Origin of the sequence: Natrarchaeobius versutus (assembly GCF_041205745.1) — an archaeon.
Lineage (GTDB): Archaea > Halobacteriota > Halobacteria > Halobacteriales > Natrialbaceae > Natrarchaeobius > Natrarchaeobius versutus.
Window position 1 is genome coordinate 1 of the sequence record NZ_JBGFCC010000004.1, and the last position, 16,431, is coordinate 16,431.

Annotated in this window: 18 protein-coding genes and 2 tRNA genes; 8 read left to right on the forward strand and 12 right to left on the reverse strand. The window is 63.8% G+C overall.

What is annotated here, in order from left to right:
• The 12 genes from AB7C87_RS10170 to AB7C87_RS10225 all read right to left on the reverse strand — a co-directional run.
• The coding region (locus AB7C87_RS10170; protein ID WP_440590509.1) for a DUF7845 domain-containing protein at positions 1–1,013 on the reverse strand (1,013 nt) is incomplete at its 3' end.
• The gene (locus AB7C87_RS10175; protein ID WP_369729335.1) at positions 1,010–1,198 is read right to left on the reverse strand and encodes a hypothetical protein; all 189 of its coding nucleotides are present in this window, start codon (positions 1,196–1,198) and stop codon (positions 1,010–1,012) included. The genes AB7C87_RS10175 and AB7C87_RS10170, both read right to left, overlap by 4 nt.
• The gene (locus tag AB7C87_RS10180) at positions 1,198–1,710 is read right to left on the reverse strand and encodes a DUF488 family protein, N3 subclade (RefSeq protein WP_369729336.1); all 513 of its coding nucleotides are present in this window, start codon (positions 1,708–1,710) and stop codon (positions 1,198–1,200) included. Before AB7C87_RS10180 ends, AB7C87_RS10175 begins: the two co-directional genes overlap by 1 nt.
• Positions 1,707–2,018, reverse strand: coding sequence for a hypothetical protein (locus AB7C87_RS10185; protein WP_369729337.1), 312 nt, complete (start codon positions 2,016–2,018; stop codon positions 1,707–1,709). The genes AB7C87_RS10180 and AB7C87_RS10185 overlap by 4 nt, the downstream gene beginning before the upstream one ends.
• A gap of 91 nt (positions 2,019–2,109) precedes the next feature.
• Positions 2,110–2,634 carry a PD-(D/E)XK family putative nuclease gene (locus tag AB7C87_RS10190; protein WP_369729338.1) on the reverse strand — a complete coding sequence of 175 codons (525 nt, stop codon included), beginning with the start codon at positions 2,632–2,634 and terminating at the stop codon, positions 2,110–2,112.
• A gap of 112 nt (positions 2,635–2,746) precedes the next feature.
• Positions 2,747–2,875, reverse strand: a complete 129-nt coding sequence (locus AB7C87_RS10195; RefSeq protein WP_369729339.1) for a hypothetical protein — start codon at positions 2,873–2,875, stop codon at positions 2,747–2,749.
• The gene (locus tag AB7C87_RS10200; protein ID WP_369729340.1) at positions 2,872–3,471 is read right to left on the reverse strand and encodes a J domain-containing protein; all 600 of its coding nucleotides are present in this window, start codon (positions 3,469–3,471) and stop codon (positions 2,872–2,874) included. Before AB7C87_RS10200 ends, AB7C87_RS10195 begins: the two co-directional genes overlap by 4 nt.
• Positions 3,464–3,703, reverse strand: coding sequence for a DUF7563 family protein (locus tag AB7C87_RS10205; protein WP_369729341.1), 240 nt, complete (start codon positions 3,701–3,703; stop codon positions 3,464–3,466). The genes AB7C87_RS10200 and AB7C87_RS10205 overlap by 8 nt, the downstream gene beginning before the upstream one ends.
• Positions 3,704–3,762: 59 nt before the next feature.
• A tRNA-Trp gene (locus AB7C87_RS10210) sits at positions 3,763–3,937 on the reverse strand.
• Between the two features lie 46 nt (positions 3,938–3,983).
• Positions 3,984–4,889 carry a DUF5794 domain-containing protein gene (locus tag AB7C87_RS10215; protein WP_369729342.1) on the reverse strand — a complete coding sequence of 302 codons (906 nt, stop codon included), beginning with the start codon at positions 4,887–4,889 and terminating at the stop codon, positions 3,984–3,986.
• Positions 4,890–5,250: 361 nt separating this feature from the next.
• Entirely contained in the window at positions 5,251–5,910 is a 660-nt protein-coding gene (locus AB7C87_RS10220; protein WP_369729343.1) for a hypothetical protein, read from the reverse strand.
• Positions 5,911–6,004: 94 nt separating this feature from the next.
• Positions 6,005–7,030: an ABC transporter substrate-binding protein gene (locus tag AB7C87_RS10225; protein WP_369729344.1), complete on the reverse strand. Its 1,026-nt coding sequence runs from the start codon at positions 7,028–7,030 to the stop codon at positions 6,005–6,007.
• A 200-nt stretch (positions 7,031–7,230) separates the two neighbouring features.
• Here AB7C87_RS10225 and AB7C87_RS10230 point away from each other — a divergent pair.
• From AB7C87_RS10230 to AB7C87_RS10265, 8 genes are all read left to right on the forward strand, one after another.
• A tRNA-Leu gene (locus AB7C87_RS10230) sits at positions 7,231–7,313 on the forward strand.
• 196 nt (positions 7,314–7,509) lie between these two features.
• Complete coding sequence (locus AB7C87_RS10235; protein ID WP_369729345.1) at positions 7,510–8,313, forward strand: inositol monophosphatase family protein; 804 nt, start codon at positions 7,510–7,512, stop codon at positions 8,311–8,313.
• A 96-nt stretch (positions 8,314–8,409) separates the two neighbouring features.
• Complete coding sequence (locus tag AB7C87_RS10240) at positions 8,410–9,537, forward strand: DUF63 family protein (RefSeq protein WP_369729346.1); 1,128 nt, start codon at positions 8,410–8,412, stop codon at positions 9,535–9,537.
• A gap of 219 nt (positions 9,538–9,756) precedes the next feature.
• Positions 9,757–12,138: an amino acid permease gene (locus AB7C87_RS10245; protein WP_369729347.1), complete on the forward strand. Its 2,382-nt coding sequence runs from the start codon at positions 9,757–9,759 to the stop codon at positions 12,136–12,138.
• A gap of 134 nt (positions 12,139–12,272) precedes the next feature.
• Positions 12,273–13,220: an NOP5/NOP56 family protein gene (locus AB7C87_RS10250; RefSeq protein ID WP_369729348.1), complete on the forward strand. Its 948-nt coding sequence runs from the start codon at positions 12,273–12,275 to the stop codon at positions 13,218–13,220.
• Positions 13,213–13,848 (forward strand): fibrillarin-like rRNA/tRNA 2'-O-methyltransferase, encoded by a 636-nt coding sequence (locus AB7C87_RS10255; protein ID WP_369729349.1) that lies wholly within the window; start codon positions 13,213–13,215, stop codon positions 13,846–13,848. The genes AB7C87_RS10250 and AB7C87_RS10255 overlap by 8 nt, the downstream gene beginning before the upstream one ends.
• A gap of 117 nt (positions 13,849–13,965) precedes the next feature.
• Complete coding sequence (locus tag AB7C87_RS10260) at positions 13,966–15,240, forward strand: outer membrane protein assembly factor BamB family protein (protein WP_369729350.1); 1,275 nt, start codon at positions 13,966–13,968, stop codon at positions 15,238–15,240.
• Between the two features lie 104 nt (positions 15,241–15,344).
• The gene (locus AB7C87_RS10265; protein WP_369729351.1) at positions 15,345–16,184 is read left to right on the forward strand and encodes a DUF6997 domain-containing protein; all 840 of its coding nucleotides are present in this window, start codon (positions 15,345–15,347) and stop codon (positions 16,182–16,184) included.
• Positions 16,185–16,431: the final 247 nt, after the last annotated feature.

Genomic DNA, 16,431 nt, shown 5'->3' on the forward strand with positions numbered 1-16,431 from the left:
TCCTCGTAGAGTTCGACCGGCTTCTCACGCGCAACGGCGTCGAAGTGGTCGTCAGGAACGTAGACGTCGTTTCCGTCGGGCGAGAGCGGGATATCCTCCCAATGGAGTGCATTCAGCAGCGTCTCATCGATTTGCTTGGTGACCGCGTGACGATCGGTCCACGCCCACGCCTCGCGGTCGTTCATCTTCTTGTTCACCAGCACCTCGACTTTCGGGTGATACGACGGGTGATCCTTTGAGACCGCGTCGGGATCCCTAAGCTGGTAGATTTCGAACTTTCGGCCGTAGGTGTGGCCAGGAAGCAACTCGCCGGCGGAAGCCGGATCCAGAAAGAGACGATTCTGGTGGTTCATCACCTCCTTGTTGTTGATGTGCAGCTCGGCTTTGACTCCCTCCTGGTCGGAGAGGAAGTGCGCAACCTTCTGGAGCACACCAGCTGACGAGAGTTTCCGTGCCCAGTTGCGCGTAATCCGAACGTAGCGCTCGTACGCCCACATTCGGCTTGCCTCGTGGGGTTCAGTCCGGAAATACTCGCGATGCACTCGCTCGTTAGCCTCCGCGAAAACGGCGGCGTAGAACTCCGGCAGTAACTCGAGAGCACGCTCGGGTTCGATGTTGCTGGTGTGAAACTCGACGTCGACACCGTCGACCTCGCCGACCTGATTTTCCCAGGGGAGCTGTAATTGTTCGCCGGTTTCCCAGTGGCGCATGTTCTGAAACCGCGGCGAAATGTTGTACGACGCCTTCTTCTCGCCGGGTCCGCGCCCGACCAGGTCCCACTCGTACAGCCGTTCGGCGTTGATCCCATCCGATAGGCGGGGAGCGAATCCGGACTTGCTGTACGTGACCTTCACGACCCATGGCTCGCCGTCGACGTCGACGTTCAACTCGAGGTAGCCCTCGAACGGCGGGCCGAGCATGATCGAGGAGAGCGCGTCGTACGGACCACGACCCCAGTCGGGCCACTTCCAGCGGCCCTCAACCTCGTGCGGGGTCGTCGCGACCTGGGTCATCGCAATCCCTCCCAGTCAGCAAAGCAGTCGGGACAGAGCGGAATGCCGTCCGCACCGCGGCACTTCACCTCGTAGCCGCCGTATTCGCAGTCGACACACTCGGACCAGACCGCGTCCGTCTCGGCTTCCTTGTCGTCAGTATCCGGGTCCTGCGGCTCGAGTCCGGGGGCGGTCAAATCCGCCATCAGGCACCTCCAGGGGCGAAGTCCGCAAGCGTCGCATCTGGTTCCCCTTCGGATTCATCGTCGAGCGGAATCGTCGATGGATCGGGATGGTGAACGACCTCGACGTCATCAAGTTCGGCGACGACGGCGTTCGCGAGCAACCGCCGGTGACACCACCGAGCGTCCTTCTCCCAGCAGACAAGCCAAATATCCTGCTCTCGAGCGCGTTCGGCCAGCTCACCAACGACTGTTTGCGGCCCTGCTTGCTCGAGGTGAGCGAGATACCGGCGTTCGTAATCGACCGAATCCCACGCGATCGCGGCAGGGTTCGGATCGCCGTTCTGCTCAGCGGTGTCCTCGACGGTCTTGAACGCCTCGAGTAGGTCCGCAGGCGGCGCGACAGCCGGGATGTTCCGATCCGTGAGTCGGGCCACGAAATCCTGCGGGAAGCGGACCACACCGAACACGGCGTCTTTCTCGGCTGGTTCGTAACTCGAGTTCAACCCGCCGAAGTAGGTCGTGCGGACGGTCATCGCGAATCGCCCTCCCAGCGGTCAGCGTCCGCGTGTAGTGACCGAAGGTCCGGCTCCAGAATTATGACCTTGACCTTAGTCGTCTCGTCGATTACGTCGTCGTAGTAGGCGTTCAGACGCTTCACGAGTTCGCCGGGCGTCTGAATACCGTACTCGGCCCACCATCCACGAACAACGTCGATTGCTCGACAAACCTCGACCGTATCCGTGTGCTTGACCGTCGCAGTGCCGATTCTATCGTCGGTGAGGGCAGACAGTAGGTCTACCTCGTCGCCTGCTTCGATCCCCTTCTCGTCGTCGTAGCGCACCGTCGCGGCGTTCTTGCTAGCACGTTGAGCAACAGCGAGCGTCGTTGACGGCCCGGAATCGAACTTGAGTGCCTTCCGATCAGTACTCCGCTCAGACATGCTGACCACCCACCGTTTCCGTCGGATCGACACCCGCTGGATCGATTACGTGCGACCAGGCGAGTTTTGCGACCTCGTTCTCCGAGCGTTTTCCGCCGACCTCGTACCATCGATCGGAGAGCAACTCATCGACGATCGTCGCCGGGACGATCGCGCGGGCGACCTGTGGGAGCCCCGGTCGGGGAAGGTAGACGACGAGCAGATACATCCCGCCAGCCTCGAGCAACCGGTCGTGGGCTCCACGTTTGACGTAGAACCGCCCGCGTGTCGACCGATTCCCGTTGCTCGTCTCGATCTGACAACCCTTGATTTCGATCGGGATATCCGGCTCAACCAGGACGATCCCGAAGAACGGCAACGACGTCGTCGGCTCGAGAAGCGTCGTCGTCCGGGCGTCGTGCCAGGTCGCCGTCCGATCACCGACGTACTCGAGTTCCTCGATCGACTGGATCAGGTGCGCCTCGAGCGCGTCTCCGCTCGCTTTCGAACTCTCAAGCGCGGACGTACGGGAACTCACAGCGGACCACCTCGAGCCCGCCGAACCTCTCGAGCGCACTCCGGACAAAGTCGCCGCGTTGCGGGAACCGACGCATCACACCGTTCGCACTCGTCGGATTCGACGAGACGGCTCACGCCGATTCACCTCGCTTCTCGAGTGCACAATGAACGTCGGTGTCGTCAGCCTGATGGGCTGGGTGGGCGATGGGCGTCCGACTCTCGACGTCGTACAGCCGACTCGCCGGGACGAACTCTCTCATCGTTCACCTCCCGAACTGTGAGCCGTTAGCGACTCTTTCGCACTCTGGATCCGCTGGAATCCATCCGTACTTCCGCCGTTGTCGGGGTGGGCTTCTTTGACCTTCTCGCGAAACGCACGCCGGACTTCAGAATCGCTCGCGTTGGGATCGACGTCAAGAATTTCGTGCGGTGGGACCTCGGCAGCGATCGGTTCCTCGTCCGCTGGCGGGAGCCTCGCGTTCGCGAACTCGGATTCCCCGGTGACGACCGGGCGCTGTTCCATCTTGCGCTTCTCGCGAACGTATAGCCCGACGGTGCGCACGTTATCACGGAGTCGCGAAAACTGGTCGCAGGCTACCGCATACTGCTCCCCGTCCATGCTCCAGCGCAGGACGAAACCAGGATCGTCCGGATTCGCACGCGCGTACGGCCGACGATCACGCTTCCGCTTCCGGGCGTCGAACGAGTATCGGAAATCGTCGACATCGAGTCTCGACAGTTCTCCCTCGAGATCGTCGAACGCCTTCGAAAGCGAGACGTCGAAGTTGTTGTTTCGGCTTCGTTCATCAGCCGGTGTCCGCTCGAATTCGTGCGGCCACTCGAGCCGGTTAGACATCCGCCTCACCCCCGTGCCTGCCCGGAGAGTTCTCAGGATCGGGAATTTGGATCTCTTTCCCAGCCGCGGACCCCCGACTCAGGCGGGCATAACTGTCGCACTCGCCGCAACGATGTGCGCGGTCGAGATCGTCGCCGAATACCCGGCAGAATTGGTCCGTGACGTGGGACCCACAGTGACGGCACGTCGAATTATCAACTGACGGCCACAGGGTGGCAGTCACGCAGACCACCCTCTACGAGAACTATGTCGAGAAGGCGAAAGGAGGCGATTCCCGCCTTTTATTTCAAATGGGGTCGGAGGGATTTGAACCCCCGATCGACTGATATCTCCGGTGCGCCTCGGAACTCCAGAGGGTCATCACACGGACACTGATCAGGTGTCCGATCAGTATATCAGTCTGGAGTGTCGTCCCGGGCGCGGTGCCTCTGGAGTCAGTCGCCATCCCTGGCTTGGCCACGACCCCTCGAGCGTTCGTAGGTGCATCCTGCCTAAAGTGGTTTCGATTCGAGCTACAGCCAGGGGGCACGGCCCTCGGTGTCGGTCGAATCGTCGCCGGGATAGGTTCCCTCTTCGTCGGGCTCGTCTTCGGAATCACTCGAGTCAGCCTCTCGGCCGGTAAGCCCGCCGTCGGGAAGCGGGCCCGTACCGACGGCCGGGAAGGTCCAGTCGTCGTCCGCATCATCACCGCGGTCGAACGAGAACTCGAGAGCGAACAGTGCGGCGACGGCGAGGGCGGCCAGTGGTGCCTGTCCGAAGGCGAAGCCAAGCAACGAGAGCGGCAGGAGGCCGAGTGCGACCGCGCTCCCGAACCGGAACCGGTCGATGTCCATATACTCACGGAGGTAGGGGCCGCTCAGGGCGACCGCCAGTGCGAAGGCGACGCCAACGACAGCCGCGAGGGTCGCGTTGGCGACGAGCGCCGGATTCTCCATCAGGGCAAACGAGGCGCCCTCGAGGTCGATGCTCGCTACCAGCCCCAGTCCGATGATGATCGCGGGGTTCGGGAGGTAGTCGCCAATGGTCGCGCTGGCGGTCCTGGCGGCGATGGCGAGGATCACGAGCGCGGCGAATCGTTCGATGATCGCGTCGTCGAGGACGCTTCCAATGGCGGGCGCGAGCGCCGCCTGCAAAGCGGCGAGTGCAATGAGCGGAATACCGACCAGCAGGACGATCTTCGCCTGCTCGCGTGGCGTTCCCGACATTTCGGCGAGGATCACCGCGACGGTGGCGCTCCCGCCGAAGATGAGCAGGCCAACCTGAATCGCGTTCACCGGGCTGTCGAGCGCACCGGCGAGAATCAACGCCGGGAAGACGCCGTCGATGAGCGGCAACATCATAACTAGCGCGAGCAGTCTGGTATCACCGCCGACGATCCGCTCTAAGCGGAGCGCGACAGGGTGTTGTGACGTACTCATCGGTCACGGACGATGGCCATGACCCGGGGCCGGTGGGCAACAGGGTGGACGATACCGTACCGACTCCTGAGGGAGCCGTTTCGCCCAATTGTGGCCTCGCGCTGTGAGTGTGAATTTCGGATTCCCGAATGTAAAGCTGGAGGCGGAGTCGAACGTCATCCGGCCACCGGTTCGGGAGTCGCTGGAACTCACAGCGTACATACTCCAATGGAAGGTCGGGATTGTCAATAAACGTTGTGTGAGAAGGCATTTCACGATCGGCTGAAATCCCGACACGCGTGTTCGAATCGATGCGTCGATGTACGGATCCGGTCGTTACCTCGACGAGAATAGCGTCATCCAGGTCGTCCCCACGGGCGAGTCAGAGCGGTCCTTCAGGCGAGAACTGTATTTCGTCGTTGTCTCTCACGCCGGGTTCCGTCTGGGCGAGCACGTAGCTGATTCGAAAGTCGGTTCTGAACGAAAACCCGGAGATATCCAGTTTCCGGTGGTTAGTGTGTATAATCGTGTTGCCAACGGGGTGGGCGTCGGCCTCGTAGTACGGGCCGATTCTCACGGTCGCGGTTTCACCGGGTTTGATACTCGCTTCGGTGTCTTTGGCGACGAGCATGACGTAAGCGCCGTTCGCGAAGGTATCGGACACCCTGCTCGTGTGGCCCCCATTCGACGGTGTGATTACGACCGTATCGTCGCCGTCCAGATTGTCGAGAGCGATCGTGTGGTAGTCGAGTTCCGCCAGTCGAAGGTACTGGATGATCGCCGTTCTGTCGTGGGTATTCGTTACTGAGAACTGATAGGAGTGTGCAGAATCCGTGAGTTCGGTATCCTCGTTGTACTCGAGGGTGCCGGTCTCGAGGGCACTCACGCCGGTTCCAAACAGCGAAAGCGCGCCGACGGTGGCGATTCCGGCCTTGAGCGCGGTTCGCCTGCTCGTCGTTTTTGCGGACGGACGGTCGGTCGTCGTTCGCCGTGACGTCGTCTCAGCTGTGGATCGGTCGTCGTGTGTCGGTGAATCGTTCATTGTCGGGTATTCGTCGTGGGTGGTGTTCGTTCGTCGGGTTCGCAGACCGGCTGATCGATGGGGACATCGGCGTCGTGGGGGCTCTTCAGGTCGTTCACAGTACCTCCTCGAGAAACGCCGTCGCGACCGTGGATGGATCCTCGCCCTCGTCGTCGACCCGTGCGATCAGTTCGCGCATAGTCTCCGTGGAGTCGAGATGGCTCGCGAGATCGTTCAGCGTCGCTTCGATCTCCGGGACGGCCTCGAGCGTCGGGCGATGAACGAGTGCAACCGGGTTGTAAGCGGGGAAGAACGAACGGTCGTCCTCGAGGGCGATTACATCGGCTCCGCCGAGTTCGGGATCTGTCGAAAATCCCATGACTACGTCGACCTCTCCCTCCTCGAGGAGACCGTACGTGTCTCCCGCGGGGACGACCACGGCTTCCGACGTGACCTCGTTTGCACGGTCGGCGTCGACGTCGTAAGCGTCGACGAACCCACGCCAGCCGTCGATACGGTGGACGAACTCGTCGCCGAGGCCGAGTCGGACATCACTGTTCTCGAGTTTATCGGCGAGATCGGTCAGCGTCTCGAGACCGTGCGTCGTCGCGAACGAGTCGGTCGTGACGAGTTCGTACGTGTTGTCGAAGCCGCCCGGTTCGAGGACGGCGACGTCGTCGTCCGCGGCGAGTTCTCGCACCTCCTCGAGCGTTTCCGGCGACTCGTGAGCGTAGTGGGACCGAAAGAGGGTTCCGGTGTACTCCCAGTAGTGGTCGAGACCACCGTACTCGGTGTCGACGAAGCTCTGGACGGTCGTTCGCTCCCCGATCGAATCGTCGAGGATCGACGCGACGCCGTCGACCTCGGAGAGGAGCGACGCCGACATCTCTCCGAGGAGGACGTTCTCGGTGAACCGTTTCGATCCGACTGCGACGTCGCGACCGTCGGAATCGACACCAATGTCGGCGGTCGTCGGTTCTTCGTCGGTTGCAGTCTGTTCTTCGTCGGAATGGGTCGCGTCGTCGTCCCCGTCCACCGGTTCAGACTCGGACGTCTCGTCGTCCGAACACCCGGCCACTGTGCCCAGCACGGCCACGCCGGCAGTCGTCAACACCCGTCGTCGCGTCTGTCCTCGTTCCATACGTTATCGTTCACTTTCGACGCAATCAGCAATCACAGATACCGCCCGTCTCGACGTGAGTTGGCGCGGATTGCGCGATAGTCGTGTTAAAAATGATTTGTAGAATATAAATAGCTTCCTACCGGTCCTCGTCGCTCGGACGGGGACACCGCCTCGAATCGGACGATTTAACCCGATGAGGTCGCAAGGTCAGGGTGCGTGCGAGGGTAGCCAAGCGGCCAACGGCGGCGGACTCAAGATCCGCTCGTGTAGACGTTCGTGGGTTCGATTCCCTCCCCTCGCATTGCAACGAGGCACACACCGTGCCGAGTGAAATGCAGGAGGTCCTACGCGGGATCTTCCCTCGCAAAGATTCTGACGGACTCTCTCGAGGAGTACCATCTCGAGTCGGGACAGTCGCGATCCTCTGTCACCGGGCGGAGCGCAAACGATCATCGGGTATCCGACAGCTTTTCACGACGGAGCGCGGACGAGAGGCAATGAGCGAACGCGAATCTATCGATCGGCGAGCCGAGGTGGCTCTGCAGGCGGCGAACGCGGGCGCGGACGTCGCGGCCGAATCGTTTCGGGCCGATCTCGAGGTCGAGTTCAAAGACGGGAAGACGGACGTCGTGACCCAGGCCGACAAGGACGCACAGGTGGCGGTCGTCGACGTCGTCTGCGAGGCGTTTCCGGACGATGCGATCGTCGGCGAGGAAAACGACGCGCTAAAACGGGTTCCCGAGGAGGGCCCCGCCTGGATCGTCGATCCGATCGACGGCACGAACAACTACGTCGACGGAAGCCGCGCGTTCGGAACTGCGGTCGCCGCGGTCGTCGACGGCGAACCGGTCGGCGCGGCGACGGTCTGCCCGGCGCTCTCCGATACGTACCGCGTCGGCCCCGACGGCCCGTTTCTGAACGGTGAGTCGCTGTCGGTCAGCGACCGAACGGACCCGGAGGCGTCGACGGTGTGTCCCACATTCTGGTGGGACTATCACCAGCGAGATCAGTACGCGGCGGCGGCCAAAGCGCTGGTGACTCGATTCGGGGACATCCGACGCCACGGCTGTGCCCAACTCGAGCTCGGGATGGTCGCCTCGGGTGCGCTCGAGGGCGTGGTGACGAACCTGCGGGCAAACCCCTGGGATACGGTCGCCGGCGTCGCCCTCGTTCGCGAGGCAGGTGGGGTCGTCACCGACCTCGAGGGCGACCGGTGGCGCCACGACAGCGAGGGGTTGGTCGCGTCGAACGGCGGGGTTCACGACGAGTTGCTCGAGGCCGCCGGGGAGATCACCGAGTGAGGAACCGAAACACGCGGCCGACAAAAGCAGGGGTGAACCGTCGCGGGAAATGCGAAAACCGGAAACGGTAAGCGCCCACCGCAACGGATATCGGATATGAACGAGTTCATCGAGCGGTACGGCCCGTTCAGGGTCTGGGCTGCGACCGTCTTCGTACTCGCCGCGGCGATTGTGGCGGCGGCGGTTGCCTTCCCCCAGCGGGTGTACGTCGACCTCATCTGGCAGTACTACTGGGGTCCCGTCGTGGCGGACGCTCACGGCTGGAACTGTATCGCGTGGGCCGGTGGGGAACAGGTCCACTGCAACGACGTTGGGCCGGATGCCGGACCGACCGCATCACCCGGTTACACGTTCGTCTCGTATGCCGGCTACATCCCGACGCTTATTCTGTTTCTGGTCGGGATCGTCCTGCTGGTCAGACGGTTGCATATCGAGCGCTACCGGGCGGGCTTTTACGCGCTGTTCCCGTTCATGCTCTTCGGCGGCGCCCTGCGGGTCGTCGAGGATGCGAACGTCGCCGCCTTCCGCGATACCGGCGACCTCGCGATCGAACTGCCGTGGTCGGGCTTTTTAATCAGTCCGCTGATCTACTTCACCGTCTTTCTCGTCACGCTCGCCGCGGTCGTGATCTCGGTCTGGTTGGACCGCAACGATTACGTCTCGGGCTACGAGTATCCGCTCGCTGGGATCGGGACAGTGTTGCTCACGGTCACCGTCGGTTACCTCGGGTGGCTCGCGGCGACGGAGCCGTACGCGACGTTTTACCCGCTGTTGCTCCTGACGACGCTCGTCGGGGCGACCGTCGCGACGGCCGTCGTCTGGTTCGCGATCGACCGATTCGCTCCCGAGATCAACAGCGGGACGATGTTCATGGGATTCGTCGTCATCTGGGCACACGCCGTCGACGGCGTCGCGAACGTCATCGGCTTAGACTGGGCAGTAGCGTTTGGCCACAGTCATAATCTGGTTCCGAAACACCCGGTCAACGAGGCGATCGTCAACGTAACCGGATCGATGCTCCCCGCGACGGTGGTCGACGTTACCGGCGCCGCGTGGCCGTTCTTGCTGGTCAAACTCGCGGCCGCGGTCGTCGTCATCTGGGTGTTCAACGAGGAGGTGTTCGAGGAGAGTCCGCGCTACGCGGTGTTGTTGATGATCACCGTCGTCGCGGTGGGGCTCGGTCCGGGTACTCGAGACATGCTCCGTGCGACCTTCGGCGTCTAGTGGCGTCCCAAGCCTGAACTGATGGTCGAAATCATGCGGGGTGTCGATCTCGTTTATCAATCGACGTGTGAGGGGGACTAGAAACGAACCACTAACCGCTAACAAATAGTTTAAGGGGAGTGTCCGACGTGGGTTACTGTACCGTCGACGAGAACACAACTATGAATGTGAAAATGATATATGGTCTATCTTCGCTTCCACTAATTACTGGGGTGTGTTATGGCTGATACCGAAGAAGAGCTCGCCAAGGACCTCGGGCTGATTTCGGCGCTGGCGATCGGGATCGGGACGATGATCGGCGCCGGGATCTTCGTTCTACCGGGGGTCGCCGCACAGGAAGCGGGGCCGGTCGTCGTCATCTCGTTTATCATCGGCGGCTGTATCGCGATGGTGAACGCCTTCTCGGTGAGTGAACTCGGGACGGCGATGCCGAAAGCCGGCGGAGCCTACTACTACATCAATCGCGCGCTCGGACCACTGGCTGGCTCGATCTCCGGAATGGGCGACTGGATCGGCCTCGCCTTCGCGAGCGCCTTTTACTGTATTGGCTTCGGTGGCTACCTCGCAGACTTACTCGACGGAACGACGATTTCGATTCCCCTCCTCGGAACGTTCACCCTCCTGCCGGTGATCGATCTGGGGACCATCGCACTCGGGACGATCGAAATCGGTCTCACGCTGAACGAGATCCAGATCGGCGCGATCATCGCGGGCCTCGTCTTCGTCGGCGTCAACTACATGGGCGCCAAAGAGACCGGCGGTATTCAGACCGCTATCGTCACGATCCTGCTCGGTATCCTCACGATCTTCGCCATCGTCGGCTTCTTCTCGTTCGACTGGGGGACCGTCGCCGTCGACGGCAGTTACACCCCCGAGGGAACGGCGGCGATCCTCCCCGGCGCCGCGCTCGTCTTCGTCTCCTACCTCGGCTACGCGAAGATCGCGACCGTCGGCGAGGAACTCAAAAACCCAGGTCGGAACCTTCCGATCGCCATCATCGGTAGCGTTGGAATCGTGATGGTGATTTACACCATCCTCGTCGGTCTCCTGATGGGACTGATCCCACACCAGGAGTTCTTCCTCGAGGAGGTCGAGAACGCGCCGATGTCTTATGCGGCCGAAGTCGTCTTCGACTACCAGCTTCCGGTCGCCGGCTTCGAGATACCCATCCTCGGTATCGGCGTCACCTCGATCACGCTCGCGGCGCTTCTCGCGACCGCCTCGAGCGCGAACGCCTCGATCCTCGCCTCCGCCCGGATCAACTTCGCGATGGGCCGAGACAAGATCGTCTCCGACAAACTCAACGAGATCCACCCCCGCTTTGCGACCCCCTACCGGTCGATCGCCGTCACCGGCTTCCTGATCATCGTCTTCATCATCGGTCTCGGCGAGACCGTCGAGATCCTCTCGAGTGCGGCGAGCGTCCTCCACCTCGTCGTCTACGCGCTGATCAACGCCTCGTTGATCGTCTTCCGCGAGACGAATCCGCCCGAGTACGATCCGGACTTCGAGGTGCCGTTCTATCCGTTCTTGCCGATCGCCGGCTTCGTCCTCTCGCTCGGGCTGATCTGGTTTATGGACCCGATTGCGACGTTGATCAGTATGGTGTTCGTCGTCTTCGCGATCGTCTGGTACTTCGGGTACGCGCGAACGAAGACGAGCCTCGAGGGACTGCTCGGGACGTACATTCTGGATCGATCCGCCGAAATGCCGGACGCCGCGGTGACCGCGGCGAGTGCGGTCCAGCCGTCCGGCGACGACGACGAGTACACCGTCGTCGTTCCGGTATCGAACCCCCGAACCGAGTCGAACCTACTCGAGTTGGCGAGCATCGTCGCGAAAGCCAACGACGGCGTCGTCCAGGCCGTCCACGTCGTTCAGGTGCCGGACCAGACACCACTCGAGGAAGGGTCCGAACACGTCAGACGGATCGACGAGGAGTCAGAGCAGTTGATGACCCAGGTGCGACAGAGCACGGAGACGCTCGACGTGCCGGTCGACGCCCGGACGGTCGTCTCTCACCGCTCGCTCGAGGAGGTGTTCGACGTCGCCCGACGCGAACGCGCGGATACGGTCGTGATGGGGTGGGGTCCCGGCCGGCCGTGGGCCGCGGGTCGAGCGGAGCGTCCGCTCGACGAACTCACACACGACCTTCCGTGTGATTTCCTCGTCTTCGACGATAGTTCGTCGGGCCTCGACCGGGTGTTGGTGCCGACTGCCGGCGGTCCGGACTCCGAACTGAGCGCAGAGATCGCTCGCTACCTCCGCGAACAGGTCGGCGCCGAGATCACGCTGTTGCACGTCGTCGACGACTCGGACCAACTGGCCGACGGCGAAGCGTTCCTCGAGGGGTGGGCGGTCGACCACGGTCTCGAGGACGCGACGACCAGGGTCGATACGTCCGGACGCGTCGAGGAGGCGATCGCGACGGCGGCACGCGATCACTCGGTGATCGTCCTCGGGGCGACCGGACGCGGCCTCTTCTCGCGTCTGCTTCGCGGCTCCGTCGCCTACGACGTCGTCACCGAGGTCGACTGTTCGGTGGTGCTCGCAGAGCGCCCGACTCCGCGCTCGCTCCGAGAACGGCTGTTCGGGAAGTAACCGTTTCTAGGGGGCTACACGCACAGTTTCTCCGTCGTTTTCCCGATCGAGCGGATGACGGGATCGAGCGATCGAGCGGATGACGGGAGCCCGTTTCGGGAACGCATATACGACGGCGGCGGCTACGACGAGGTATGAACGACAGCGCCCCCGACGACGGCGGATGGTTCTCCGGGGCTAACCCGGGAGAGCCCGAGTCGGCCGCCGCGGCGGTTCGGGACGGCTCGAGTGCGGCCCCTCGTGACTGGCCCGCCCTCGCCGTCGAGTCCGGGTTCGCCGATGATCGAGCGGAGTACTACGACGCGCTGAAGGAGGCGACGACGGCGGCGGCGCGATCGGCGATCGAGTCCCGCGAGCGGGCGGACGATCGCCAACTCGTCCACGCAATTCGAGCGATGGACGACTGTGAGCGGACGGCGAACGAACTCGCCGAACGGCTCGCAGAGTGGGCCGGAACCGTCGATCCCGACGCCGGAACCGGCCTCGAGTACGCCCGCGAACTGGCGAGCGGGGAACGTGAGGCGCTGGCGGACGAACCCGCGATCCGGTCGCTCGCCGAACGCGTGGCCGACCTCGGAGACGAGGCCGACGACCTCCGGGAGTTCGTCGAGCGCCGAGCGCCGACCGCCGCGCCGAACCTCTCTTCGCTCGCGGGTCCGATCCTCGCGGCCCGACTGGTCTCGCTCGCCGGCGGACTCGAGAGCCTGGCGAAAAAACCGAGCGGGACGATCCAGATCCTCGGCGCGGAGGACGCGCTGTTCGCCCACCTTCGCGGGCACGCCCCGTCGCCGAAACACGGGATCATCTACGTCCACGACGCGGTTCGTGGAACCCACCCCGACGACCGCGGATCGGCGGCGCGGGCACTCGCCGGGAAACTCGCCATCGCCGCCCGCGTCGATCACTACTCGGGCGAACGCAAACCCGAACTCGAGGCCGAGCTCGCCGAACGCATCGAGACGATTCAGGCGCGAAGCAACGACGCTGATGGCGAGAACGGTGCAACGGAAGCCGACGCTGACGGCCAGAGCGATGAAACGGAGGCCGACGCCGACAGCCAGCACGGAGGCACCCATGAGTGAGGACCTCCCCGCGGGTGTCGAACGCCACGCGTTCGACGGGACCGAGCGGCTGGCGACTCGCGGCGAGTCAGTCTACGGCGAGCCGACCGACGGCGAGTGGCGAGCCTGGAACCCGGCCCGGTCGAAACTCGGCGCGATGCTCGAACTCGAGGTGGAGACCGGCCTCGAGGGCGGGGAGACGGTGCTCTACCTGGGCGCCGCCAGCGGGACGACGGTGAGCCACGTCGCCGACTTCTCGGGGCCGACGTACGCCGTCGAGTTCGCCCCGCGACCGGCACGGGACTTACTCGAGGCGGCGGGCTCCCGTTCTCGTCTCTTTCCCCTCCTTGCGGACGCCCGGAAACCGGAGACGTACGCCCACGTCGTGGAAGGGGGCGTCGACGCCGTCGTCCAGGACGTCGCAACGCGTGGCCAGGCGCGAGTCGCCCTCGAGAATCGGCGGTTTCTCGCCGACGACGGTCGGCTCCTCCTGGCCGTCAAGGCCCGAAGCGAGGACGTCACCCGGGAGCCAGCCGACGTCTTCGCGGAGGTGTGTTCTGAACTCGAGGCGGGGTACGAGTTGCTCGAGCGACGTCGACTCGACGCCTACCACGACGATCACCTGGGCGTCGTCGCGCGACCACGGTGACGATGGACGTCACGTCGGGCGGCTCATCACCCAGCGTGACCCCGGGGTGTCGACGACCGCTCGAGAGCGATTACGGGAAACCTATATGGCTCCCTTACCGATAGTTCTGTATCCGAAATGAGACGTGTACGTGACCGACGTGGATTCCTTCGCGCCGGCGCGGTGGCCTGTCTCGCCGGTCTCGCCGGCTGTCTCGGTGGCTCCGACGACGAACCGACGGAGACGGAGGTCGACGTGGCGGCGGGCGACCCCGACGAGCGCGCGGACTGGCCGACGTTCCAGTTCGACGCCCGAAACACGGGCCACGCACCCGGACAGGGACCCACCGACGACGTCGAGGCCCGCTGGACGTTTTCGACCGGCGAGATGGTGTACAGCAGTCCGGCAGTCGTCGACGGGGTCGTCTACGTCGGCAGTCAGGACGGGAACCTCTACGCGGTCGGCGCGGACGACGGCGAGGAACGCTGGCGTTTCAGGACCGGTGACGCGGTGACGAGTTCCCCCGCAGTCGTCGACGGGGTCGTCTACGTCGGCAGTCAAGATGGGAACGTCTACGCGGTCGGGGCCGACGACGGCGAGGAACGTTGGCACTTCGAGACCGGCGAAATGGTCCCCGGGAGTCCGACGGTCGTCGACGGGGTCGTCTACGTCGGCAGTTCCGACAACCACCTCTACGCGCTCGACGCGGAGGAAGGGGACGAACGCGGGGCGTTCGAAACCGGCGGCACCATCCAGCGGGCGCCCGCCGTCGCCGACGGGACCGTCTACGTCGCGAGCGGCGACCAGTCGGTGTACGCCGTCGACGTCGAGGATCTCGAGGCCGAGGGTGACGACGAAGACGAGGGCGACGACGGCGACGACGAAGACGAGGCAGGTGTCGAGGCACGCTGGGAGGTCGCGACCGGCGACATGATTCAGAGCCGGCCGACGGTCGTCGACGGCGTCGTCTACGTCGGAAGCAACGACGACACCGTCTACGCGATCGACGCCGACTCGGGCGACGTTCGCTGGACGTTCCTGACGGAGGGATCGGTCGTCTCGAGTCCGGCGGTCGCCGACGGCGTCGTCTACGTCGGGAGCTTCGACACCAACCTCTATGCGCTCTCGACCGACCTCGAAGAAGCCGAAGCGGCGGACGAACCGGGTAATCCGGAGACGCACTACTGGTCCTCGAGCGGGTTCGGGCAGGTAAGATCCAGTCCGGCTCTCGTCGGCGATACGATCTACGTCGGCAACGAGGACAGCTACGTCTACGGCCTCTCGGCTCGAGACGGCGAGGTTCGGTGGCGGTACTCGACCGACGGCGGGGTCGCCAGTTCGCCCGCGGTCGTCGACGGCGTCGTCTACGTCGGCAGTACGGACGGGACTCTCTACGCACTCGAGGAGTCCTGACGGTGAAATCTGGCGCTTCAGAAATCCGGCCTCGCCCGTTCTCCGGCCGATAGCGCCGCCGGCCGGAGCGAACAAGTAGCCGTCACAACAACCGGCTACTCGAGATGGTATTCGGTCCCGCGATTCGGGAGCTGTCGGCGTCGGAGCGTTCGACGTTCGGTCCGACGTCGTTTCGCGACTACGTCGTCCGCCACGACGTCGACGCGGGTCCCCGGACGCCGCGGTACATTTCGGTCGATTCGCTCGAGGACCTTCCGCCGTCGCTCGCCGAAGCGGGCGCCATGGTGCTTCGAGTCGGATCGGCACCCGACGGGACGGGAACGGCGTTCGTGCTCGTAGATTCACCCGGCGGTGCCGGCGAGTTCTTCCTCCGGGACGAGTCCGTCTTTGCCGGTCAGCCCGTCGAGCGCGTCGAGGAGCCACCCGAGTCCGACCGACTCTCGAGTTATCGCGTGCTCCCGACGCTCTCGGAGACGTCGCTGGTCAATCTCGGGCTTGCCTCGGGAGTACTGGCCGACGCACTCGAGTTGGATACGTCGGGCCCGCTGGCGCCGCCCGCAACGGGTCGATCGACGTTCACGTTCGAGTTCAGACCGCACGGCGACTGCTCTGAGACGGTCACCCACCGTCACGGACAGGTCGAGATCGACACGCTGTTCGTCGAGCGCAGAGGCGGCGAGTCGACGCTGTTCGTCCTCGAGGCTAAGACGGGTCCGCGAGCCTCGCTCGCGAAGCACAAACTCGTCTACGCCCTTCTCGCGGTTGCCGACAGCGTCCCGGCAGAGATCGAACTCGTCCCGGTCTACTTGCGATGTCGACAAGCGGACGGCGTGATCGCGTTCGACGTCGCCGAGTGCGCCCTGCCGGATCCACGTGAGCGGATTCCGGGCGTGAACGAACTCGAGTCACGACGGAGTCGGGTGATCGAACTCGAACTCGAGTGACCAATGGTGGTTTCGGGGTTCGATCACGTTCTCGAGTCAGCTGGAACGAGAGTGGATGCGCCGAGAGGGGCCGGCCCGCCGACTCCCTTGGATGGCCGTCGTCGAGGGTTCGATCGGTCGCGAGGAAACCGAATAGTCATCGATGGCGACCAACCGATACAACAACTCTCGAGGACCATCTTTTTTCGATTCCGTCGGCGGGCCGGGCCACAGGAACGCGTCTCCACCGAACGCGGGGCACACAGCG